Source organism: Thermogymnomonas acidicola, from assembly GCF_014646795.1.
Classification (GTDB): Archaea; Thermoplasmatota; Thermoplasmata; order Thermoplasmatales; family Thermoplasmataceae; genus Thermogymnomonas; species Thermogymnomonas acidicola.
Map to the genome: position 1 here is coordinate 186,812 of NZ_BMNY01000003.1, position 22,811 is coordinate 209,622.

The 22,811-nt window shown below is 56.7% G+C and carries 22 protein-coding genes; 15 read left to right on the top strand and 7 right to left on the bottom strand.

Annotation, left to right across the window (positions count from 1 at the left end):
• The first annotated feature begins 1 nt into the window (after nucleotide 1).
• The gene (locus tag IEW66_RS08360) at nucleotides 2-1,153 is read left to right on the top strand and encodes a radical SAM protein (RefSeq protein ID WP_188681775.1); all 1,152 of its coding nucleotides are present in this window, start codon (nucleotides 2-4) and stop codon (nucleotides 1,151-1,153) included.
• Between the two features lie 3 nt (nucleotides 1,154-1,156).
• On the opposite strand, the gene pyrH is transcribed toward IEW66_RS08360, so the two are convergent.
• The gene (pyrH, locus tag IEW66_RS08365; RefSeq protein ID WP_188681776.1) at nucleotides 1,157-1,831 is read right to left on the bottom strand and encodes a UMP kinase; all 675 of its coding nucleotides are present in this window, start codon (nucleotides 1,829-1,831) and stop codon (nucleotides 1,157-1,159) included.
• A gap of 49 nt (nucleotides 1,832-1,880) precedes the next feature.
• Between pyrH and prf1 the strand changes: the two genes are divergently transcribed.
• The 7 genes from prf1 to IEW66_RS08400 all read left to right on the top strand — a co-directional run bounded on the left by prf1 (nucleotide 1,881) and on the right by IEW66_RS08400 (nucleotide 10,632).
• Nucleotides 1,881-3,140: a peptide chain release factor aRF-1 gene (prf1, locus tag IEW66_RS08370; protein ID WP_188681777.1), complete on the top strand. Its 1,260-nt coding sequence runs from the start codon at nucleotides 1,881-1,883 to the stop codon at nucleotides 3,138-3,140.
• Between the two features lie 36 nt (nucleotides 3,141-3,176).
• Nucleotides 3,177-4,406: an MFS transporter gene (locus tag IEW66_RS08375; protein WP_188681778.1), complete on the top strand. Its 1,230-nt coding sequence runs from the start codon at nucleotides 3,177-3,179 to the stop codon at nucleotides 4,404-4,406.
• A gap of 94 nt (nucleotides 4,407-4,500) precedes the next feature.
• Complete coding sequence (locus IEW66_RS08380) at nucleotides 4,501-6,063, top strand: tRNA uridine(34) 5-carboxymethylaminomethyl modification radical SAM/GNAT enzyme Elp3 (RefSeq protein WP_188681779.1); 1,563 nt, start codon at nucleotides 4,501-4,503, stop codon at nucleotides 6,061-6,063.
• 77 nt (nucleotides 6,064-6,140) lie between these two features.
• Complete coding sequence (locus IEW66_RS08385) at nucleotides 6,141-6,230, top strand: potassium-transporting ATPase subunit F (RefSeq protein WP_075057480.1); 90 nt, start codon at nucleotides 6,141-6,143, stop codon at nucleotides 6,228-6,230.
• A gap of 12 nt (nucleotides 6,231-6,242) precedes the next feature.
• A complete protein-coding gene (locus IEW66_RS08390; protein ID WP_188681780.1) occupies nucleotides 6,243-7,997 on the top strand; it encodes a potassium-transporting ATPase subunit KdpA in 1,755 nt (584 codons plus the stop codon).
• Nucleotides 7,976-9,976, top strand: coding sequence for a potassium-transporting ATPase subunit KdpB (kdpB, locus tag IEW66_RS08395; RefSeq protein ID WP_229657582.1), 2,001 nt, complete (start codon nucleotides 7,976-7,978; stop codon nucleotides 9,974-9,976). The genes IEW66_RS08390 and kdpB overlap by 22 nt, the downstream gene beginning before the upstream one ends.
• On the top strand, nucleotides 9,973-10,632 hold the full coding sequence (locus IEW66_RS08400; RefSeq protein WP_229657583.1) for a potassium-transporting ATPase subunit C: 660 nt from the start codon (nucleotides 9,973-9,975) through the stop codon (nucleotides 10,630-10,632). Before kdpB ends, IEW66_RS08400 begins: the two co-directional genes overlap by 4 nt.
• Here IEW66_RS08400 and IEW66_RS08405 read toward each other — a convergent pair.
• Complete coding sequence (locus IEW66_RS08405) at nucleotides 10,622-11,440, bottom strand: universal stress protein (protein ID WP_188681782.1); 819 nt, start codon at nucleotides 11,438-11,440, stop codon at nucleotides 10,622-10,624. The genes IEW66_RS08400 and IEW66_RS08405 overlap by 11 nt on opposite strands.
• 224 nt (nucleotides 11,441-11,664) lie before the next feature.
• Between IEW66_RS08405 and IEW66_RS08410 the strand changes: the two genes are divergently transcribed.
• The 5 genes from IEW66_RS08410 (at nucleotide 11,665) to IEW66_RS08430 (ending at nucleotide 16,825) form a co-directional block, all read left to right on the top strand.
• Entirely contained in the window at nucleotides 11,665-12,153 is a 489-nt protein-coding gene (locus IEW66_RS08410) for a hypothetical protein (protein WP_162509732.1), read from the top strand.
• A 61-nt stretch (nucleotides 12,154-12,214) separates the two neighbouring features.
• The gene (locus IEW66_RS08415; RefSeq protein WP_188681783.1) at nucleotides 12,215-13,120 is read left to right on the top strand and encodes a dihydroorotate dehydrogenase; all 906 of its coding nucleotides are present in this window, start codon (nucleotides 12,215-12,217) and stop codon (nucleotides 13,118-13,120) included.
• Complete coding sequence (locus IEW66_RS08420) at nucleotides 13,117-13,872, top strand: dihydroorotate dehydrogenase electron transfer subunit (RefSeq protein WP_188681784.1); 756 nt, start codon at nucleotides 13,117-13,119, stop codon at nucleotides 13,870-13,872. Before IEW66_RS08415 ends, IEW66_RS08420 begins: the two co-directional genes overlap by 4 nt.
• Nucleotides 13,873-14,060: 188 nt before the next feature.
• Complete coding sequence (locus IEW66_RS08425) at nucleotides 14,061-16,586, top strand: tetratricopeptide repeat protein (protein ID WP_188681785.1); 2,526 nt, start codon at nucleotides 14,061-14,063, stop codon at nucleotides 16,584-16,586.
• The gene (locus IEW66_RS08430) at nucleotides 16,586-16,825 is read left to right on the top strand and encodes a hypothetical protein (protein ID WP_188681786.1); all 240 of its coding nucleotides are present in this window, start codon (nucleotides 16,586-16,588) and stop codon (nucleotides 16,823-16,825) included. The genes IEW66_RS08425 and IEW66_RS08430 overlap by 1 nt, the downstream gene beginning before the upstream one ends.
• Here IEW66_RS08430 and IEW66_RS08435 read toward each other — a convergent pair.
• Nucleotides 16,813-17,826, bottom strand: a complete 1,014-nt coding sequence (locus IEW66_RS08435) for an ATP-binding protein (RefSeq protein ID WP_188681787.1) — start codon at nucleotides 17,824-17,826, stop codon at nucleotides 16,813-16,815. The genes IEW66_RS08430 and IEW66_RS08435 overlap by 13 nt on opposite strands.
• 107 nt (nucleotides 17,827-17,933) lie before the next feature.
• Nucleotides 17,934-18,380 carry a hypothetical protein gene (locus IEW66_RS08440; protein ID WP_194446418.1) on the bottom strand — a complete coding sequence of 149 codons (447 nt, stop codon included), beginning with the start codon at nucleotides 18,378-18,380 and terminating at the stop codon, nucleotides 17,934-17,936.
• A gap of 487 nt (nucleotides 18,381-18,867) precedes the next feature.
• Between IEW66_RS08440 and IEW66_RS08445 the strand changes: the two genes are divergently transcribed.
• Nucleotides 18,868-19,485, top strand: a complete 618-nt coding sequence (locus IEW66_RS08445) for a Snf7 family protein (protein WP_188681789.1) — start codon at nucleotides 18,868-18,870, stop codon at nucleotides 19,483-19,485.
• Between the two features lie 121 nt (nucleotides 19,486-19,606).
• Here the strand turns inward: IEW66_RS08445 and IEW66_RS08450 are convergent, their stop codons facing one another.
• Complete coding sequence (locus tag IEW66_RS08450) at nucleotides 19,607-19,915, bottom strand: hypothetical protein (protein WP_188681790.1); 309 nt, start codon at nucleotides 19,913-19,915, stop codon at nucleotides 19,607-19,609.
• Nucleotides 19,916-20,091: 176 nt separating this feature from the next.
• Nucleotides 20,092-20,973: an NAD-dependent epimerase/dehydratase family protein gene (locus IEW66_RS08455; protein ID WP_188681791.1), complete on the bottom strand. Its 882-nt coding sequence runs from the start codon at nucleotides 20,971-20,973 to the stop codon at nucleotides 20,092-20,094.
• Nucleotides 20,974-21,071: 98 nt separating this feature from the next.
• Here IEW66_RS08455 and IEW66_RS08460 point away from each other — a divergent pair, with 98 nt between their 5' ends.
• The gene (locus IEW66_RS08460) at nucleotides 21,072-21,824 is read left to right on the top strand and encodes a glycosyltransferase (RefSeq protein ID WP_188681792.1); all 753 of its coding nucleotides are present in this window, start codon (nucleotides 21,072-21,074) and stop codon (nucleotides 21,822-21,824) included.
• Nucleotides 21,825-21,826: 2 nt separating this feature from the next.
• On the opposite strand, the gene IEW66_RS08465 is transcribed toward IEW66_RS08460, so the two are convergent.
• Nucleotides 21,827-22,804, bottom strand: a complete 978-nt coding sequence (locus tag IEW66_RS08465; RefSeq protein ID WP_188681810.1) for a GHMP family kinase ATP-binding protein — start codon at nucleotides 22,802-22,804, stop codon at nucleotides 21,827-21,829.
• Nucleotides 22,805-22,811 lie beyond the last annotated feature (7 nt).

Consider the following 22,811-nt stretch of genomic DNA (forward strand, 5'->3'; position numbering starts at 1 on the left):
CATGGCTATACTGAGGGCTAACAACGGCATGGTCATGATGTCTGACCAGAAGACTGGAAACGTCACCATAGACATGAGCGGGAGGATGCTCTACGCGACCCTGGGCAGCAGGTCTTTCAAGCGCTACCTTGATGGCTCTGTCGTGGAGATGAAATGGGACAACGATGTCAGGGTCGTCGCAAGGCTGTCAGAGGAAGAATCAGCAGGTCTCATGGAGAACTGCATATCTGTGGCAGAGGAGTGCCTGCCACAGTCCGAGGGCGCAACCAGCGAGGCCATCAGGAAGTTCATATCCAGCGGCAGGGCGTCCCTGAAATCAGACGCTGAGGCTGTCTCCAACCTGTATTCGGGCGAGATACCGGTGCTACCTCCGGAGAGGTCGTTCTCTCTCTATGTGCAGCTGTCCACAGGCTGCAGGTGGAACAGGTGCTCGCTGTGCCAGGCGTATTCAGCCTCGGAAGTCAGGTACAGGACACTGGACGAGTTCAGGGCACATGTGGAAAAGGTCAAGGGTTTCTTCGGTCCAGGTCTTTCTGCCAGGTCATCTGTGCTCCTCGGGGACCCCTCTGCGCTGAATGCTGAACAGAAGGTGCTGCTCTCCGCCCTCGACACTGTCAGGGAGACGTTCAACCTGCCCATATATTCTTTCATAGACCTGTTCACCATCCCGAAGAGCAAGAGCGTCATGCACTACCAGGACATGAAGAGGCATGGCCTCGAGAAGGTCTATTTCCTCCTGGAGACCGGCAGCAACAGGGTGGTGAAGGCTTTCAGGAACCTCACCAACGTAACCGATGCCATAAACATAGTGAACAACCTTAAGACCGCAGGCCTCAACGTCGGCCTCATAGTCCTGGCTGGCACGGGTGGAAAGACGCTCAGCAGGGAACACGTGGAGGCCACTGCAGGCATAGTTGGGCAGATGCAGCTTGGAGAAGGGGATAGCCTCTTCATATGCCCGGTGAGGGAGGACGAGGACAGTATCTACGCGGGTGAGATGGACAAGAGGGGCCTTGTGAAGATGAGCCTGGAGGAGAAGTACAGGGAGGCGGACGAGCTCCTGAAGAGGATAAGGGAGGAGTACGAGAGCACAAACGGCAGGCCGCTCTCAGTCAAGGCGGCAAAGTACGACCTGCTGGAGAGCGTATTCTAGTGCTCACCCTATGACTGTTCCACCGTGCTCTTCGCCACTGGATGCCTTCACGTATGCACCGAGGTCCCTGCCATCGATCACGTGCACCCTGATCGATGACCTCCTTGCAATCGTCAGTGCAGTTATGTCCATAAAAACGTGCTGCCCTGCCCCGGAGGCCTCGCGCATGGCCAGTTCGATGGCCTCTTCATATGTGAGGCTCCTGAGCTTCCTTGCACCCCTGTCCTTCCTGGGGTCGGCAGTGTAGACCCCATCAACTGATGTCGCGTTTATCATCACCCTGGAGCCGATCCTCTCCGCCAGCAGGGCGGAAACTGTGTCCGTGGTGTGGCCCGGTTCCGTGCCGCCCATGACCACGTACCTCTCCTGCCTGAGCAGCTTCGCGGCATCGTTGATGTTCTCCGGTATTTCCGTTGGTGCTCCGTCCAGGAGGGACGCTATTGCAAGCGCGTTCATCCTGGTGGCGTGGATACCTATCTCATCAAGGACGTTCTCGTTCACACCGGCAGGCCTTAGGGCGCCTATGTACTCTCTAGCCAGTGCACCTCCGCCCACCACAATGCCCACCCTGTCCACAGGCAGGTCACGGAGCACGGAGGAGAGGTCCCTGATGAACTGCACGTCGAGGGAAGGCCTGGAAACAATTGAGCCGCCAAGCGATATGACGACGCACTTCATGCAACCTGTGGATCAAGGTTAAATACGATTATAAACTTTCTTTGAAGTAATGGCTTCAGACGACGTTCAGCTGCGAAGGTACGAGTTCAAGAAGGCCCTGCAGGAGCTGTCCGAACTGCGAGGCCGTGGGACCGAACTGATATCCCTCTACATCCCCCCGGACAAGCAGATATCGGATGTTGTCCAGTACCTGAGGGAAGAATACTCAACATCATCTAACATAAAGTCAAAGTCCACCAGGAAGAACGTGCTCTCAGCCATCGAATCGATAATGTCAAGGCTGAAATACTTCAAGCAGCCACCCGAGACCGGCCTGGTGTTCTTTGTTGGGCATGTGGCAACCAGGGGCGACCAGACGGAGATGTACACGAAGATAATAGAGCCGCCCGAGCCCATACAGACTTTCATCTACAAGTGCGATTCCCAGTTCCACCTGGAGCCCCTGATGTCCCAGCTGGAGGCCAAGGAGATGTACGGCCTCATAGTCATAGACAGGAAGGAGGCCACGGTGGGTTTCCTCAAGGGGACAAACATCGTTGTGGTCTCCAACGAGCAGTCCCTTGTCCCCAGCAAGCACCACCAGGGCGGCCAGTCATCGCGACGTTACGAGAGGCTCATCGAGATAGCGGCGCATGAGTTCTTCAAGAAGGTGGGGGACATAGCGAACAACGCCTTCATGCCTGTGATAAAGGACCTGAAGGCCGTCTTCATAGGCGGCCCGGGCGCCACAAAGGAGTACTTCTTCGAGAGGGACTACCTGAGGAACGAGATAAAGCAGAAGGTCAAGGACCTCTTCGACATAGGCTACACAGACGAGACCGGGCTCAGGGAACTGGTGGCCAAGGCCTCGGAATCGATCAAGGACATGCAGATCTCCAGGGAGAGGGACCTCGTGAACAGGTTCCTGCAGGAGATAAAGAAGCCTGACGGCGGCCTGGCAGTCTACGGCGAGGCGGCGGTGAGGCAGGCACTGGAGGCCAAGGCGCTGGACACTGTCCTGCTCTCCGAGGGACTTAACAAGAGGAAGTACGTCTACAAGTGCCCCGCTTGCGGTTCAGAGAAGGAGTTCGTGAAGAGGCCGGACGAGGTGCCGACATGTGCCGCTGACGGTTCTGTGATGTCGCTGGAGAGGGAGGACGACCTGGTGGAGATCATATACAACCTTGCGGATGCGTCCGGTGCCAGGGTGGAGATGATATCCGCAGACAGTGAGGAGGGCACCCTCCTCCTCAGGGCATTCGGCGGGATCGCCGGTATACTCCGCTACATACCAAAGGAGAGCCAGATGCAGTCCGTGCAGGGCCAGTGAGCGGCACAGATTTATGGAGATATTCAATACGAAGGTATGTCTGACCCTGGAAGGCGGGCACTTGCATATACGTCACTAGCGCACTTCGTTAACGACGGGAACTTCTTCCTCTTCCCCGTGCTCATAGCCTATTACGAGTCGATACCCGGGACAAAGGTTGTGGCCCTTGGCTCCGTGGCAATCATATACAACGTCCTCTCAGGCTTCCTGAGCACGCCCCTCGGCAGGTACGCGGACAGGCACGACAGGGATTCGCTCCTCATATTCACCGGCCTCCTTCTTAACGCCGTTTCTGTCCTCATATTCATGCTTCCATTCGTCTACCACTCGCTGCTCTTCCCACTCATCATAACTGGCTCTGTGGTGCTCGGTGTGGCCCAGTCTTTCTACCACCCGCTCGGTGCCTCTGTCCTCTCACATGTGTATGATAAGCCACGGGCTTCAAAGGCCATGGGCACAAACCAGGCCTTCGGGAGCCTTGGCAGGGCTGTCACGCCATACCTGATCTCCTCTCTGATCCTGATAGGCGGCGAGGTGCTGGGCCTGGGCATCTTCGCGGTCTACATGTTCGCCGCATCCTTCGTGACGCTTGCTGGTCTGCACTTCTTCAGCAGGTCAAGGTTCGCCGTAGCCCAGGGTAAGCCGGGTGTGGAGCAGCAGCCCACCGTTGAACCGTTCAGCAGGTACTCTGGTTTCGTGTATTTCCTCACGGCGGTGGTGTTCATACGCTCCATGTTCATGCTTGCGGTGAACACCTACGTGCCCACTTACATGAGCGATATCTACCACAGCAAGTACCTGATGAGCTCCGTGCTGAGCGCGGGCCTCATAGTCTCTGTGGCGGGCGGCCCCATCTTCGGCCGCGTGACCGCCAGCAGGGGAGGCAGAACAACCATACTCGTGACTTCAGGCATTTCGGCCCTGGCGTTCCTCGCATTCATGCTCACCAGGGACATATACATCACAGGCGTTGCATACGCGGTGTTCGCCATGACCGCCTTCACCGGGTTCCCTGTGCTCATGGGCTATGTGAACGAGGTCGTGCCCAGGAGGTTCTCCACCACATCAAACGGCCTCGTGTGGGGCCTGGGGAACACCGTGGGCGGTGCGGCCGGCATAGGCGTCATGTCGCTCCTCCTCCTCTACCTGCCACTGGGCAGGGTGCTCTACATAATGATAGCCTTCGCTGCAGTATCCTTCGCCCTCACGCCTCTCCTACCGTCCAAAAAGAAGGTCTCCGCGGCCTCCGCCTCTGGTGCCAGGTGATACCGGCACCTGGCATTCCGTGAGAAGGGGCGCCGGTAATCGAAGGCGAGGAGACCACAAGGCATATCTCCAGGGCGGCACTGCGGTATATGCCATGCTCGGCGGTGGTGAGGCCGACTTCTTCCAGGAAATCCTCGCAATGATAAGATCCGGCTCCATAAGGGACAAGGAGGCGCTACACAGGGCCAAGGTGCAGCTTGCAAGGAAGTACGGGCTAGGCTATATACCCGGGGACGTGGAGATACTGCACTCCTCTGACCTGGGTGAGGGGGAGCGCGAACTCCTGAGGATAAAGAGGACCAGGACGATATCTGGCGTCTCAGTTGTTGCTGTCATGACATCACCGGAACGCTGCCCCCATGGCCGCTGCATATACTGCCCGGGCGGGGTCGAGAACAACTCACCGCAGGCATACACGGGCTATGAGCCCGCGGCCCTGAGGGGCCGCACCTACGCCTACGACCCTTACGAGCAGACGTTCAACAGGCTAAGGCAGCTTGAGACCATAGGCCACGACACCAGCAAGGTGGACCTTATAGTGATGGGGGGGACGTTCACGGCCAGGCCTGAGGCTTACCAGAGGGAGTTCGTGAGGGGCTGCCTCGACGCCATGAACAGGCAGCCCTCCTCTGGCCTGGAGGAGAGCATGCTGGTTAACGAGGACTCGGACAGGAGGTGCATTGGCCTCACGGTTGAAACGAAGCCTGACTGGTTCTTCGAGAGGGAGATAGACCTCTCCCTCTCATACGGCACAACGAAGGTAGAACTGGGTGTGCAGATCATAAACGAGAGGGTGCTCAGGCTTAACGGGAGGGGCCACGGCGTCGGTGAGATTGTCAGGGCCACGCAGCTTGCCAGGGACGCTGGCCTTAAGATCGTATACCACGTGATGCCCGGCATGTACGGTGCCACCGAGGAAGACGACATGGAGAGCTTCAGGCTCATGATGGAGGACCCAAGGTTCATGCCTGACATGCTGAAGATCTACCCGACACTCGTGGTCAGGGGTACCCCGCTCTACGGCCTGTGGAGGAGCGGGAGGTACACTCCACCGGACACAGAGAGGGCCGTGAGGTTCCTCCAGTTTGTCCTCACGAACATAAAGCCCTGGGTCAGGATACAGAGGATCCAGAGGGACATACCCGTCAAGTTCATCTCCGCTGGGGTGAAGAGGAGTGACATAAGGAACCTGGCGGAGAGGATGCTGGCGGAGAACGGGATGTCAACAATGGAGATCAGGTCGAGGGAAGTGGGTAAGAGGGGAACGGACCTGGAGGACTGCAGGCTCGTCAGGAGGGATTACATGGCCGCAGGTGGGAGGGAGGTCTTCCTCTCATACGAGACGGGAAGCGGGGACATCGTAGGGTTCCTCCGCCTGAGGCTGCCTTCCGATATGGCCCACAGGAAGGAGGTAATAGGCTCATCAATCGTCAGGGAGATAAAGGTCTTCGGTGAAGTGGTGCCGGTTGGCTCACGTCCGGAGGCAGAATGGCAGCACAGGGGCTTCGGCAAGGCTCTCATGGCGGAGGCTGAGAGGGTCAGTAGGGAGGAGTTCGGTGTCGGGAGGATCCTGGTAATCAGCGGCATAGGCGTGAGGAACTATTTCAGAAACATGGGCTACGAGAGGCTGGGCCCGTACATGGCCAAGTCGCTGTGAGGCAAGCAAGGGAAACTATTATACTTTAGGGCCAATGAAAAACGTTTAAATACCGAGCGCCAATAAACATCGCGCACATGTTTGCAGCCTTCGCGGTGCTTGCTGCGGTTGTCCTGGGCATGGCCGTTTACCTGATATACACCATAGTGAGGGCAGAACGCTTCTGAAGGGGATCTCTGATGTCTTTCTGGACACAGCTCTTTCTCGAGAACAGGTTGTTGTCGGGCTCCCTTATTATCCTCATATATTTATTAATCGTATCGGTTTCAGCCTACCTGTTCTCCGGCCACATAGCCAAGGTCTACAGGGAGGAGAGGACAGTACTCCATGGGTATTCCAGCAGGGCCATAGCGCTGTTTGAGAGGATGCTGGGCCCAGTGGTCAGGAGGGAGATGAGGCTGAGGGAGTACCTGGAGGCAGTCCTGCTTGTCTCTGCATTTGCAGGCACTGTGTGTTTCCTCCTGCTGGTCTTCCAGCGGGACCTGCCATTTTCCTATGCGAACAACCACATGACCGTCTCACTGGCCTTCAACACGGTCACCAGCTTCCTGACAAACACGGACCTTCAGCACTACTCCAACCCATTTGACCTGACCTATTTCAGCACGACGTTCGTGATAATTGGCCTCATGTTCTTCTCGCCCACGCTGGGCTTCGCTGTCTCAATGGCATTCATCAGGGGCATACTGACGGACAAGGGGCACCTGGGGAACTTCTACCACGACTTCCTCGTGGCCTTCTTCGAGGTGGTGCTGCCGGCCACACTTGTTGTGACTGCGCTTCTCATAGCGCTGGGCGTGCCAGAGACGGTGCACACTTACCTCCTTGTGACACCGTTCTTCTCAAAGGGCGCTGTGAAGGTGCCCCTGGGCCCTGTTGCCTCGCTGGAGGCCATAAAGAACATAGGCACGAACGGCGGTGGCTTCTACGGAGCGAATGCCGGGTACCCGTTCGAGGACCCCGACTGGGCCACGAACATAGTGGAATACGTGTCATTTAACCTGATACCTATGGCCTCTATCCTCTCACTTGGGAGGGTGTTCGAGAGCAGGAAGTTCGGCCTCATCCTCTACTCCGTCATAATGGCCTTCTACCTCTTCAGCGCTTACCTCTCCTTCTTCGGCGAGTACTTCGGGGTGCCACAGATAACCTCGCTGGGGACGCTCTTCACAGGCAACATGCTGGGCAAGGAGACCGCAATAGGGCTGTCGCAGAGCACGATCTTCCAGGTGGGTGCCACCATGACATCCACAGGCGCGGCGAACGGCTCGATAATATCATACACGCCCGCCGGGGTGCTGGGCATCCTGATACCTCTGCTCCTCAACGACCCCCTTGGCGGCGTCGGGACGTCCGTCCTAAATATATTCACTTACGTGATCTTCACCATGTTCATATCATCCCTGATGGTGGGCAAGCTCCCGGAACTCCTCACACTCAAGATAGGCTCCAAGGAGATCCGATATTCAACGCTCTCCCTCGTCACACACCCGCTCCTGGTCATAGTGCCTTTCGGTATCACCCTCATGCTGCCTGGCGTAATGTCGACGTTCGTGAACTCCAGGCCTGACCAGATCACGCAGCTGCTCTACGAGTTCGCCACATCGGCTGCGAACAATGGCTCCGAGATGGGCGGCTTCGCAACGAACAGCCCTTACTTCAACTACCTGGATGGGGTGATAATGCTCCTTGGCCGCTACCTCCTGATAGGCTTCCAGCTGGTCATAGCATACTCGTTCTCAACGCAGAAGGCCAAGGTGCAGGGGGAGAGGGCCATAGACCCGGGCACGAAGCTCTTCGGCTTCCTCCTCTTCTCGGTGATGCTACTAATCGGCCTGCTATCCTTCTTCCCAATGCTGGTCCTTGGCCCGATACTCTCATGGGCTAAACTCTTCAATTTCGAGGTGCTGAAGTGGTCTCTCTTAAGGATATGAAGGATGTTGCCCTGATAACGCTCAGGGACTTCGACCCCAGGTATGAGGTCAGGAACCCAGTGATGTTCCTAACGGAGGCCTCCTTCGTTGTTGCGCTTGTCGCAACTCTGAGGCCAGCAATCTTCGACCTGCCCGTTACAGGCGCGTATCCCCACTTCTACGTTGCCGTGACCGTGCTGCTCTTCCTGACACTCCTGTTCAGCAATATAAGCGAGGCCATGTCAGAGGGCAAGAGCAGGAAGATAGCGGAATCACTGAGGCGCCTGAAGAAGGAGGTCACGGCACACAAGGTCAGCGGTGACGTCACGGTCGATGTGAAGTCAACTGAACTGAGGAAGGACGATGTGGTGGTGGTGAACAAGGACGAGGTGATACCAACAGACGGAGAGATCGTGAAGGGCTCCGGCTACGTGAACGAGGCAAACATAACTGGCGAGTCCAGGCCTGTCCTGAAGGTACTCGGTGACACAGTGACTGGCTCGACAGTACTCGTCACGGACAAAATATGGGTGCGCGTGACCGCCAACCCTGGAGAGACCTTCCTAGACAGGATGATCGAGCTGGTGAGCAGTGCAACGAGGGAGAAGACGCCTAACGAGATAGCCCTCTCCTCAATCCTGTCCGGCCTCACACTGGTCTTCCTGGTGGTCGTGAGCGCAATATTTGCCGAGGCCAGGTTCGTGGGCATAGAGAGCAACATCATGATCCTGATCGTCCTCCTCATCGCCCTGATACCGACAACGATAGGGGCCCTGCTGCCGGCCATAGGCATAGCGGCCATCAACAAGGTATCGGAGTACAACATAATCGCGAAGAGCGGCAGGGCGGTGGAGAACGCGGGCGACATCGATACGATAATACTGGACAAGACGGGCACAGTGACAATAGGCGAGAGGGAGGCGGTGAGGTTCTTCCCGAACAACGGCGTTGACTACAGTGAGTTCGTGAGGGCCTGCCTCATGTGTTCCCTGCAGGACCAGACGAAGGAGGGCATGTCCATAGTCAGGCTGGCGCGGAGGGAGGGTGTGGACGTTAGGCCAGAGGAACTCCAGGGATACGAGTTCCAGCCCTTCTCAGCGGAGACGAGGTTCAGCGGCATTTCCAGGGACGGCGACTACATCGTGAAGGGTGCGCTGAAGACACTGAAGAAGAACTATGGCCTGGAGGACACGTTCATAGAGGCGCTCTGCAAGGAGATATCCATGAGGGGAGGCACGGCGCTGCCCGTGGTGAGGAACGGCAGGTTCCTGGGCGTCATCGAACTTAACGACGTGCTCAAGCCAGGCATAAAGGAGAGGCTGGACAGCCTGAAGAGGATGAACATAAAGACGATAATGTGCACGGGCGACGACGAGATAACAGCGCAGTACATCGCAAGGGAGAGCGGCATAGACGAGTATGTGGCCAACAGCACCCCCATGGACAAGTACCAGGTGGTGCTGTCTGAGAAGTCAAAGGAGCGCATGGTGGCCATGGTCGGGGACGGCACGAACGATGCCCCTGCCCTGGCCAAGGCAGACGTGGGGCTGGCCATGAACAACGGCACGCAGGCGGCCAAGGACGCGGCGAACATGATAGACCTGGACAACGACCCCACTAAGCTGATGGACGTCATATTCCTAGGGAAGCAGATCCTCATAACAAGGGGCTCGCTGACAACGTTCAGCATCGCAAACGATGTCTCGAAGTACTTCGTGATCATACCCGCCATGTTCTACATGTTCCCGCAGCTGGGCTTCATCAACATACTGGGCCTCACAGACCCGCTGGTGGCAATTACCGCGGCTCTCATATTCAACACAGTGATCATCGTGGCCCTGATCCCACTGGCGCTCAGGGGAGTCAGGTTCCGGCCGTCATCGCTGAACGAGCTGCTGAGGAGGAACACACTGATCTATGGCATAGGTGGCGTGATAACGCCCTTCGTAGCGATAAAGATCATATACGTGCTCATGGTGCTGGGGGGTGTCCACTGGTGAAGCCCTCTGAGTACGCAAGGGTGTTCGCCTTTGTGGTGGCCTTCCTCTTCATCTTCGGCTTTGTTGTGCCTACTGCCATATCCCTCCTCACACAGCAGGTCGAGCCCTTCCAGGCAGAGGGGTACCCGGTGGAGATAGACGGGCACGTGTACGGCAGTTACCTTCTGGCGGAGGCCTTTAACTCCTCTATCTTCTTCCATCCCAGGCCTTCTGCCATAGGCTACAACCTATCACAGTCTGGCAGTTACCCGTACTCTCCCGGGAACCCGGAGCTGACGAACCTGACCATAAAGTATATAGAGGAGTTCCTTGAGGAGAACCCGGGCGTGAACGTGTCGCAGATACCGTACGCCATGGTATCCTATTCGGCCTCTGGCCTTGACCCGGATATACCGGTGCAGGGTGCGTACCTCCAGATCCCCAGGGTCTCCACCAACCTATCCCTCCTCCTATCCAACACATCGCTGCACATGTCGAGGCGGGAGGCCTCTGCATACCTGTACGGCCTTGTCAACTCCTCAGTGCAGCAGAACTTCCCCCTCTTCGGGACATACTATGTCAACGTGGTCTGGCTGAACGTGCAGATAATAAAGCTGCTGATGGACGCAGGCATTGTGGGCCCTGCGTCCCTGTCCTCCGGTAGATTCACCTCTTGATCAGTATGGTGTCAACCTGGCTCTCCTTGACAACAGACTTAAGCTCGGCCTTGACCCTTATCCTGCCGTACCTGTCCGGCCTGACACCGAGGACAACACAGTCTGAGCCTGTGTCCTCGATCATCCTGTGCACCTCGTTCCTCAGGTTCGTCTCCAGGCCGCCCCTTGTCACCGACACTTCGGGCCCGAACCTCTCGTACACCTGCTCCATATGCTCGAACAGTGACTGGAAGCCGTGTGTCCTCTTCTTGTCAAACCTCCTCATGTCCGCCAGGAGTATGCTTGAACCTGATACTAGCTTGAGGTAGAGGCCAAAGAGCACGCTGACCCTTGTGTTGAGGCCCTCCGATACCGGGACAAGGATGCGCTTGTAAGGGTAGTTGTTCCCGTGGGTGCTCACTGCTGCAGTTATGGTGTTCGAATTCTTTATCACGTAGTCGCTTATGCTGCCGAATAGTGCGGTGGAGAGAGGGGAGCGCTTCTGCGATGCTATCAGGACAAGGTCGTATGAGTGCGAGTTTATCTCCTCCACTATACCCTCCTTGGCGCTCCCGGAGGTCCTAACCCTCGGCACCACCTTGATCCCCCTCTCCTTGCCTTCCTGGAATGCCCTGGTGACCATCTTCACCTTGTCGCTCCAGGTTATCTCCCTGCTCTCCTCCTTCACTGTGAAGGCGGTCACCTCCGAGCCAAACCTCTGGGCAAGGTCAAAGGCTATCCTGAGCGCCACAGGAGACCTGTCCCCCTGTGCCATCGGGACAGCGATCTTATCAAGTTTGAGCGTGAGTGATTTGGTGACTTCCATCATAACGTAACAAATACATGTACATATATAATAATTCCCAATGGCATGGTGCGAAAGGACCCCCCACATCTCTTGCACGAGCAGGATCAAGGAAAATGTGGATATCTTTGCACTGCGTGTGACATGCAGGCCATGCAGTTACGGAGCGAAATGACAGTTATTATCATGCTCGCCCCTCCACCTGCGCCTGGAAAAACTTATCATAGTAAATGGCACTAACCCTCTGGTTGTTCGTAAAGTGCGTAACAGTGAGCCGGAACCGCCTCATGGGCATCGGTAAGCCAGAGGACCTCCTCTACATGGACATAGACGAGGTATTCCTCGTGGACATGGACGCCCTCACCAGGTACAAGCTCTCCTTCCACTTCTACAGGGAAATATCCAGGTTCTGTGAGGTCACTGTGCTCAACATGCCAGCGAGGGTGCAGGACCTCATAGACACCCTGGTCTCTGGCGCTTCCAGGGTTGTGGTTGGCAGGGATGTTGACAGCAGGCTACTCTCCGGCTTCATGCAGGTTTCGGATTCCGTGGTCCTGAGCCTTGTTTCGCGTAACCTGGTGGACGAGTTCATACGCCTTGGAGGCGGTGACTTCTTCAGCCTGGGCCAGACCGACATCGCCTTCCGCACGCTCTACAACGCAGGACCACCGGTCATCAGGGAGGGCGTGAAGAACATTGAGGACTTTCCGGAGGGTGCAGTGCCCTACCTGCAGTGAAATTATTGCGGGTAATCGGATCCCACCTAACTGTTAATATGGCCCTGAAAATGACCAATAAATGTTCGCCGATCTTAGCACAGAGGTAGCCGGCCTGAGGCTGGAGAACCCGCTCATGCTTGCCTCCGGCATACTCGACGAGAACGGTTACTCAATGCTCCGTGTCCTCCGTTCGGGGGCGTCCGCGGCGGTTACAAAGTCCATTGGGGAGGAGGAGAGGAACGGCTACAGGCCACCTGTCGTACATCCCCTCCAGTCAGGCATGCTGAACGCCATCGGACTGGCAAACCCTGGCATTGAGGAGTATGGGCACGAGATAGAGATTGCGAGGAGGGCCGGGAAGCCGATAATCGGGAGCATATTCGCTCCTGATGAGGCAGGCTTCTCCAGGCTTGCGGAGAGAATGCAGTCCTTCGGTGTGAGCGCCATAGAGCTGAACCTCTCCTGCCCACACGTGAAGGGTGTCGGCTCTGAGGTGGGGAGCGACCCGGTCCTTGTGAAGAGGGTTGTGCAGGCTGTGAAGTCCGTCTCGTCCGTACCGGTGTTTGCAAAGCTGTCGCCCAACGTGACCGACCTGGTGGAGATCGCCAGGGCAGCCTCCGACGCGGACGGGCTTGTGCTGATCAACACCGTCAGGGCCATGGCCGTGGACATACGTGCCAGGAGGCCTGTCCTTTCGAATGGTTTTGGCGGCCTCTCCGGGCCCTCCATTAAGCCCGTGGGGATAAGGTGCGTGTACGAGGTGAGGAAGGCCATGGACATACCCATCGTGGGGGTGGGTGGGATATCAGGGTTCGAGGACGTGGTGGAGTACATAATGGTAGGTTCCGACGCGGTGCAGATAGGGACTGCACTGTGGAGGAACGGACCCGGCATCTTCTCTTCCATACTCTGTGAACTGGAGAAGTTCATGGAGGAGGAGGGTTACAGGGGCATAGGCGAAATGAAGGGGGTGGCCCTCCAGTGAGCTACGAATACGCAACCGTTTCGGGAGTGAAGGAGGAGGGCAGGGGAGTGAGGACCCTCTGGTTCCAGTGGGAGAGGAAGGTGGAGCCTGGGCAGTTTGTCATGGTCTGGGTGCCCGGGCTGGGCGAGATCCCACTCTCCCTCTCCAGCACAGACCACACCAAGTCGATCACGATAAAGAGCTTCGGCCCAGTCTCGGAGGCCATAACGAGGATGTCTCCGGGAGACAGGATCTACCTGAGGGGACCATACGGCAGGCCTTTCACCAGGCCCACAGGACAGTATCTGCTGATAGGGGGTGGATCGGGGATGGCCTCGCTCAGGCCCATGGTTGGGCCCAGGGCCCACGCGATCATATCCGCAAGGTCAAAGGATGACCTGATCTTCAGGGACGCGTTCCAGCCAGGCAGGGTGCACGTCACAACCGATGACGGCAGCGAGGGCTTCAAAGGGAACACCGTTGACTTCCTGAGGACCTTTGACCTGTCAGGGTTCACGGAGATATACGTGTGCGGGCCAGAGAGGATGATGTTCTCTGTATACAGAGAGCTCAGGTCCAGGCAGGTGAACGCAAGGGTCGAGTTCTCCCTGGAGAGGCTCATGAAGTGCGGCATAGGCCTCTGCGATTCCTGCTCCATAGGTGGCTACCAGCTCTGCAGGGACGGTCCCGTGTTCAGCATCGATGAGCTCGACAGGATGGAGGAGTTCGGGCGGAGCAGGCTGGTGGAGAGCGGAAGGAGGATAACGCTCTGATACTGCACTGCATGTCCCCTGGGCCCTCCTCCACCCTTTCGCTGCACCCCTGTGGGCGGGAAGATAGAATTTCGTTTGACCTTCTGGCGGACTAGGATTCTCCAGCCTGCCCTGGAAGGGATCGAAGGCCTGCATGCGACACGTGTGTGAAAAAAATATATCTATCACGCCACTTAAGACAATAGCACATGGAACTTAGGCTGGCAGTGAAGCAGGCTTACAACTTCCTGCTACAGGACCTCAAGAAGGGCGGGGGCCAGGGTAACACGTACATAGTTTTCGGTGGAAGGGGCTGCGGCCTTGATCTGATGCTGGAGGTCCTGGAGAACTCACTCAGGGGCCAGGGCACGAAGGTCATAGTGTCCAGGCACAGGCAGGGCCTTGACAGGCTCTCCCTCTATAACTCAATCCTGGATGCCTGGTTTGAAAGGCACGCGGAAAGGGACCTGGACAGGGTTTACAGGGAATTTGCCGAGATGGCAGGTTCCGGGAAGGAGTGCGTCATCCTGGTCGACGGCCTGGGTGAGATGGACGCAGCTGGCCTGGACACGTTCCTGCACGTCACATCAATGCTGGACAGGAGCCAGGTCTTCACAGTTGCCTTCTTTTCCCTGGTGCCCGGGCAGTGGCAGGACATGTCCGCAGTGCTGCAGGTGTTCCGAGGGGCCAACATTATAGCGCTCAGGCAGGCGGAGTTCGAGGACATGGTGGCCATGGCAGGCGCCATGGGCCTCAGGCTCCCACTCTACTTCTTCAACGAGCTCTGGAAGGTCATCAACCACGACCTGAGCTGGATGGGGTACGCAATAAGCTACTACAGGAGCCTCGGAATAATAGATGAGGAAGGTCACCTGGAGGAGGCAAAGTTCAGGTATCTCCCCGTGCCCCCGAGGCTGGAGATATACTACCACAACGTCTACTCCTCCCTGAACGATGTGGACAGGAGGGTGGCTGAGATCCTCTCCTTCATCGAGATGCCCGTGGACATCGAAACGCTCTCCCTCCTCTCCGGCATGGACAGGGCCCAGCTGGCATCTGCCATAGATTCACTGGTCTCAAAGGGCCTGGTGAGGGAGGTCGGCACCTCTTACGAGGTCGTGTCCAGGCAGGTGGCCTCCATATTCCTGGAAAGGATGACCGCTGCAGTGAAGAGGACACTTGCGGAGAGGGCCCTGGCCTCAGGCATCATGGACAGGCTTCCGATAAGGCTCCAGGTCAGGATCCTCGCCGGCTCCGACCAGAGGAAGCAGTGCGAGGACTTTGTGAGGAAAAACTACAGGCTCTTCGTGGGCAAACTGGATGACATATCTGAGGCGCCAGCACTCATAGAGAGACTCAGGAAGCACGTCGACGATCCTGGCGTCAGGAGGCTCCTCGACTTCATGGAGTGTGACTGCCTCTATGAGACAGGCAGGTACGAAGATGCCATAGCATGCATAGAATCGAAGAGGCTTGAGGAGGTGGACATGGAGGCATCGGTGTCCCGCTACGCGCTGTCCCTTATATCGCTGGGCAGGTTCTCCGACGCCATAAAGTTCATAGAGGGCATGACGCCTGGCGCAAGGAGCCAGAGGGTGGTGGAGATCCTGGGTGAGGCCTACTTCAGGAGCAAAAAGTACGACATAGCCCTGTCGCTCGCCAGGGAGGCTGCGGAAATGGCTGAGAGGGCAGGCGACAGGGAGACGCTGGGGCACGCCCTGAACCTGTGTGGATCGGTGTTTGCGGAACAGCTTCAGTACGAGAAGGCGAGGCCATATTTCGAGAAGGCGCTCGAGATTAAGAGGGAGCTGGGCGACTGGATGTCGGTACTTCGCACGCTCAACAACATAGCCATAGTGGACAGCTTCTCCGGGAACTTTGTGGAAGCCATTGGCAAGCTCACAGAGATCATAAACGACTCCTTCCGGGCCGGAGACCTTGTCTCCAGGCTCTACGCCTCATACAACATCAGTGAACTCTACCACATGCTGGGCAGGGACAACGAGAGCCTCTCATACATGAAGGACGCGGAAAGGCTGCTCCACATGGCGGAGGACAAGACGGTGGGCTACCTGTTCAACCGCTTCGCTGCGCACTTCCACATAGACCACGGGAGGTATGAGGAGGCCCTGAAGCACTCCTCCATATCGCGCACCCTTGCGGACAACCTGGGCAACAGGGACTGGGCCGAAATAGCCATGGCCATGGAGGATCTGTCCAGGGCACTCCTCCTCTCAGTGCCACTGCAGAGGCCGCAGAGGTTCAAGGCCAGGTACGGGATAACGGACGAGTTCCTCCCGACTTTCTATGCGCTCGGGGCATGCTATTTCACCAGGCGTGGCATGGTACAGGATGCCATGGAGGTGGCGTCCCTGGCTGTGCAGGCAGCCTCCTCGACCTCAGATTACTATGGCCAGAAGGTCGGAGAGGCCATGCAGGCCCTGGCATCACTGCTGAACGGGGGCGTGCCAGACAGGATCCCGGGGGAGGAGTGCATGGAAAGGGTACCCACGCTGGCGATGTTCGGCCTCCTGGCGCAGTACTACAGTGCGAGCCTAAGGAACAACGGTGAAATGGTGCAGCAAACGTTGAATATGATATCCTCATTACTCTCCAGGCGTGATGTGGAATACATGAACTTCATGAACGTAACACTCGTTGAGTTCATGGAAAGGTCCATAGGCCCCTCCATCGGGCCTCTCCAGGACCTCCTATTCAGCAGGGTTGATGGGTGATGGACGGGACCATTGTCAGGAGCTGCATATACCACAGGGACGGTGAGTGCCTGCTCCTGATGTCATACCCTACGAGGTGCAGGCTCTGCTTCAACTTCCGCTCCTTCACAAGGCCAGAAGGTATCACAAGGACAAAGGCATACTACACAGTCTTCGACCTCGTTGAGGCCGGCCTCCTCACACCGTCCATATTCCCCTCAGGCGATGCTGTGCAGGGCACACTCGATCAGGTCGAGTAGGCTTTGTATCTCTCGAGCAGCCTGGAATCTATTGAGGGCTTTATTGACCTCATGACATCGAGGAGGTCCTGGGTCTCAACGGGCTTAGGGCTCCCGTTCTTTACTGCCCTGAGGAAGGCCTCCTGGGCCGCCTTCTTGCATATGAACTCTATGTCCGCGCCGCTGTAACCCTCCGAGGCCGCTGAGAGGAGGTCGTAGTCCACCGGGCCAAGGTGCTTCACCTTGGATAGGTTCAGTTGGAAGATCTTCTTCCTCGCCTCCCTGTCGGGTGGTGGGACGAAGATCTTTATGTCGAACCTCCCGGGCCTCAGCATTGCCTCATCGATCTCCCAGGGGTTGTTGGTGGCGGCCAGTATGAAGATGTCCCTGTTCTTCTGCGAACCTATGCCACCTACCTCGTTCAGCAGCTGCGCAACCCCTCTCCTGGCCGCATCAGATCCGGACTTCTCCCTCTTGGGCACGATGGCATCGATCTCGTCGAAGAATATTATGGATGGCGCCAGGAGCTGTGCTGCCCTGAACAGCTTCGTTATGTTCTTCTCGAACATGCCGAACCACTGGCTGTAGAGGGCGGAGGGGTTCACGCTTATGAACCTGGCGTTGGCCTCGTTAGCAATGGCCTTTGCGATGAACGTCTTTCCCGTGCCGGGTGGCCCGTAGAGGAGCATGCCACCCCCGAACTGGACGTTGTACTCCCTGGAGAGCTCCCTGAAACGCATGGGGTAGATCAGCTTCGCCAGGATCTCCCTCTTGACGTCCTCGAGGCCAGCGACGTCTTCGAAGGTTACCCTGGGTATCTGCGGCTTCTCCAGCCCTATCTCCTCCAGGATCTCCTCGCCCTCCTTTACACTTTCCTCCTTTCCCTCGTGCCTTTCCTGGGCCCCTCCCATGGCCGGCACCCTCGAGCCACCGGCCCTCCTGTAGGCTTTCAGTATGGCCTCGCACTGCTCTATCTTCCTCTCCCTCTCCCCGGGAGGGGCCTGGCTGGCAGCCTCCAGCATCAGGGTGTAGGCTGCCAGGTAGAGGTCCCTGGCCCTTTCAAGGTGACCCAGGCTTTCCTCCCTCCTGGCACTCTCCAGGACACTGAGTATCTTTCCAGAATCCGCTGTCAGACAGGCTCCCCTCCCCTCATTACCGCGTTGTCTATCACGGTTCCCTTGGTGTAGACCTTCAGCTTCTTCATCTTGAACGACACAACCTCCACCTCGATCTTCATCTCGTACTCCTCAGGGAAAATCGCGTACTCCCTGAGCGTTGAGGCCAGCTTTGGTGTGAAGAGCAGGTAGTCCCTCTGCCCTGATCCAGATGAAAGGAAGAAGCCCTCAAACTTTGACCCGTTGAGCCTCTCCCTCCCCGCTACCAAGGCCTCCGTCACCCTCTCTGTGTCAGGGGACACCGATATTTCCTGTATCCTTCCAGAGACCATGGCGTAGTTGGGTATGTTGTACGCCTGGCCCAGGAGCTTCTTGGCCACTGTGACGCACAGCCTGGAGACCTTGTTTTCGTTGATCTCTCCGTCAAAGTAACGGAGCGTGTCCAGTATCAGGAGACTCATCAGCACTACCCTGTATAGGTAACATGGCTCAAATTAAAAAGTTGCCCCAAAGTGGAGTAAAAGGATCGGCAAGCCATGCCCGCAGCGGGGGTGCAACCCCAGGCAACAGGGCCTGTGGCACACCATACTGTTAGGGCATCATACTCTCCAAAATAGCTCTGCGTGCGCCTGATATGGTCGGAGGTGCAAATTGGAACCATGATGCTGTGTGCCTCCATGGTGGGGAACAGTGTGTGGCCCCGAGGTGACTCAATGCATTAAACCCATGGGGAATCATATATAGGTGGTGAATCGCCGACCGCTGTGACACTGGACAACCTGCATACCAGGAGGGTTGATGGCTGCCCGACGGTGCACTCCCGTGTACCTGAATCGCATGACCGTGCAGCGGCCAGGGTCAGGGGTGCGAAAGGATCGCTGAATTCTGCCTCACTAAAGATTTATAATGTAGTATCGTTTATTATCACAGGGCCAGGGGCAGGTTCTAATGTCTATAATCAAGATAGGTAAAAGCGAAGAAGAGAAGATGATGGAGAGGAGGACAAGGATAAGCCAGTGGAAGGCAGAGATAGACAGGGCCATAAGGCAGCTTGAGAAGAACAAGGAGCAGAACATCCAGAGTGCCAAGCTGGCCCTCAAGACCGGCAACATGGAGAAGGCCAAGGTCTTTGCGGGCAACATCATCATGGTGGAGAGCACCATAAGGGGGCTGAACGACTACAAGCTGATGCTCGAGAACATAAACCTCACACTGCAGTATGCGGAGATCAACCAGAAGGTATGGGCATCCCTAAGGAAGGGTCAGGAGGACCTGGTGAAGAGCCAGCTCTCTGAGAAGCAGGTCCTGCAGATGCAGCAGGACATGGAGAGGATCGTGAACACCTCGCAGAGGATACAGGAGACGCTTTCCAGCCAGCTGGACATGATCAGCAATGCAGTCTACGAGAACTCCTCAGGCAACGAGGAGAGGATCAGCAAGCTGCTCTCATCAATTTCGGGTGGGCAGGTCAAGGCCACAGAAAGCAGTGCCGAGGACCAGGAACTCGACAAGCTAATAAAGGCCCTGAGCGAGGGCGCCACAGGAGAGCCCCAGGGCCAAGAGTGATTGACTGGCACGCACCCATCTATTTTATCCACTAGGATGGGTAAAGAACAGAGAAAGCAGAGTTTTATTCAGGGAACGTTCTCCAGAGGTAAAGTTTGACCCCTTACATGGTTATGTGGTATCATCCTTTCCAGAGGCCTATCCCGAGGCCTATCAGGAAGAGCACCACGGTGAGGGAGAGCGATCCCCCAAAGCCCAGGCTCAGGGATTTGGTTACCTCTCCCACGTACTGCTTGACGTAGGGCATGACGCTTGAGGCCAGCGAGCTTATGGAGACATGGGGCACAAAGGCAAACCCCACGTAGGCCGCTATGAACATCGCTATTATTAGGAGGACGAATGAGAGTATGCCCTTCTTGATCGCGAGGCCAAAAAGCAGGCCGTCAACGAGGGCTACGATCAACAGGAGGAAACCTGAAATCTCCACCATAACACCTATTTGAAAAGAACAAAATATATAAATATTGCGTGAACAGGAGTCCAAATATACGGCCCCAGGGGTTTGGCTCCTCCACCTCAATCCCTGGATTTTCCACTTTCCCCGCAGGTTCAGTTCTTACACCTAAAGAGAGGACGCTGCACCACAGGCCCATCCCCTCCGGAAACTCATGCTCCCTGGCCCGGACGCCTGGAGAGCGCCGCCCCTATGTACTCGAAGGGATCGGTGAGCCCAGAGAGGTCCGAGACGGACCGGAGCCTGGTGACATCAGCCCTCGTGAGCATCTGGTAGCTACGCAGGGGGTTCGGGACGAACCTGATTCTCTCCCTGTCTATTGCCCTCGCAATATCAATGTACCTGTGGCTCCTCCCTGTCCCGACGTTGTATACGCTCTCCTCTCCCCTCTCCAGGATGTCCATTATGATCCTAGAGGCATCGTCCACGTGAATGAAGTCTCTGGCCTGGGTACCGTCACCATATACTATAAGGTCCTTCCCCTCCTCGTGATCCCTGAGGAACCTGGATATAATGCTGGCATAGTCGCCCTTCTGGTTCTCGTCTGGCCCGAACACGTTGAAGAGCCTGAGGCCCACGCACCTGAGGCCGTATATGTCACTGTAAGAGGCCGCATGCATCTCGTTCATCAGCTTGCTCTTTGCATAGTGGTTCCTCTGCCTGTTGTGGTCTATCACAACATTCTCGGAGAAGCTGTCAAGGTAAACGGCTGCGCTGGAGGCATAGACGACCTTCCTGACCGAGTTCCTCCTGCTGGCCTCCAGCACGTTCAGGAAACCGTTCACGTTCACAGAATAGCACCTGTAGGGGTCGCGCTCGAACTCTACATTCGACGTCACCGCGGCCAGGTTGATGACATATTCGCACCCCCTCACCCTTTCCTCAAGTGCTCTGAAGTCCGTTATATCCACCACGTCCGTGCCCCTCGCCGGTACCACGTCTATGCCGGCTACCTCGTATCCCCTCCTCTGAGCCTCACGCACAACGTGCCTGCCTATGAACCCGGCGGAGCCAGTGACCAGAACTCTCGGCATGCATCCCTGATGGCTAAAGCCGATATATTAAGTTGCATTTCGCACTGGAGATCAAAAACAGGGTAAGAAATTTTAATACCCATTATTATCACGTTGAAGTGTCAGAAAGGGACGTCACTGTTATCATACCCGCCTACAACGAGGAGGACAGGATCGGCAAGACACTGCGCGACCTGATCGATAACATGGATACGCTGGCAAGGGTAATAGTTGTTGTTGACGGAAACGACAGAACTGAGGAGATCGCAAGGTCCTTCGGCCCCATGGTCCAGGTCTACAGGGACGCGAAGAGGCTGGGCAAGGGCGGGGCAGTGCTCAAGGGCCTGGAGCTGGCGGAGACGGAAAAGATATGCTTCACAGACGCAGATGGCTCCACTCCGTGGTACGAGGTCAAGAGGCTCACCGATATGCTTGGAAGAGGCATGGAGATGATCGTTGGCTCCAGGTGGATGAGGGATTCCAGGGTGAAGAAAAAGGAGCCACTGCTGAACATAATAGCGGGCAGAATGTTCCACTACCTGAACTTCCTGATCCTGGGAATAAGGGTCAAGGACACCCAGTGTGGCATGAAGTGCATGACGAGGGACCTTGCAAAGGAGCTCGTCAAGAGGGTGGCAGTCAGGGATAGGACCTTTGACGTCTCCCTGATCTACAACGCCATGCTGCTCGGCGCTACGGTGAGGGAGGTCGGCATAGAGTGGACGCACGACGAGAACACGAGGATGCCAATCCTCCACGCAGTGCCATTCATGCTTGCGGCCATAGTTGCCATGAGGCTCTCGCACGGCAGGCGTTCGGAGAGGATTGGCCCGCTCCTCATGAGGGTCTACAGGAACTTCAGGTTCTACTGACCTCAGTCACCGACGAATATTATCTGGCTCCCCTGGTAGTCAAAGGCGAACGGCTCCTCCCTGAGTTCCGGGAACTTAGAAACGAAATTCCTTCTATCAACATCCGGGGCATGGAATAGCAGGAATCCTCCCCCTCCGGCTCCTATTAGCTTGCCTCCCCTGGCCCCGTTTGACATGGCCCTCTCGTAGAGCTCGTCGATCCAACCGGAGCTGATTGACCCTGCCAGTGTCTTCTTCAGCATCCAGTTCCTGTGGAGGCTCTCACCGAGGCTGTCCACTTCTCCTCTGCTGAGCCTCTTATAGAGTTCCTCGGTTATGCGTACCATCTCCCTGTAGGAATCGACGTTCTCGGACACCTTTGATGACTGCTCCCTGTGTATGTCCTGTGAGCGCCTCTCTATGCCTGTGTACATGAGGAAGAGTGACCTCCACAGCCTCTCCCTGGCCTCCTCAGGGATGATAACGGGCCTCACCACGACGTTCTCGTCTGGCAGGAACTTCAGGAACTGGATGCCGCCGTAGGCGGCCATGTACTGGTCCTGCTTACCACCCGGCTCCCGCAGTATCTCCCTCTCGATCTTCACGGCCTCCTCTGCCAGTTCCCTCTGCGATACGTACTCGCCACTGTAGGCGTGGAGGGCATGGAGGAGGCCCACGAGGAAGGTGCTGCTGGAACCGAGGCCAGTGCCTGTGGAAGGTATGTCGCTTATGCTCACGATCTCTATCCCGCCGTCGATGTTGAGGAGCCTCAGGGCCTCCCTCACGGTGGGGTGCCTTATCTGGTCAACCCTGTCCACTATCTCGGTGACAGAGTAGGACACCCTTATCCTGTCATCGAACTTCTTGTTCACCACTATGTAGATATACTTGTTAATGGACGCTGATATGACCGCCCCTTCCCCGAAGTTCCTGTAGTATTCAGGCAGGTCTGTGCCGCCACCGGTGAACGTTATCCTGAGTGGCGTCTTGGATATGATCATCCTCCTC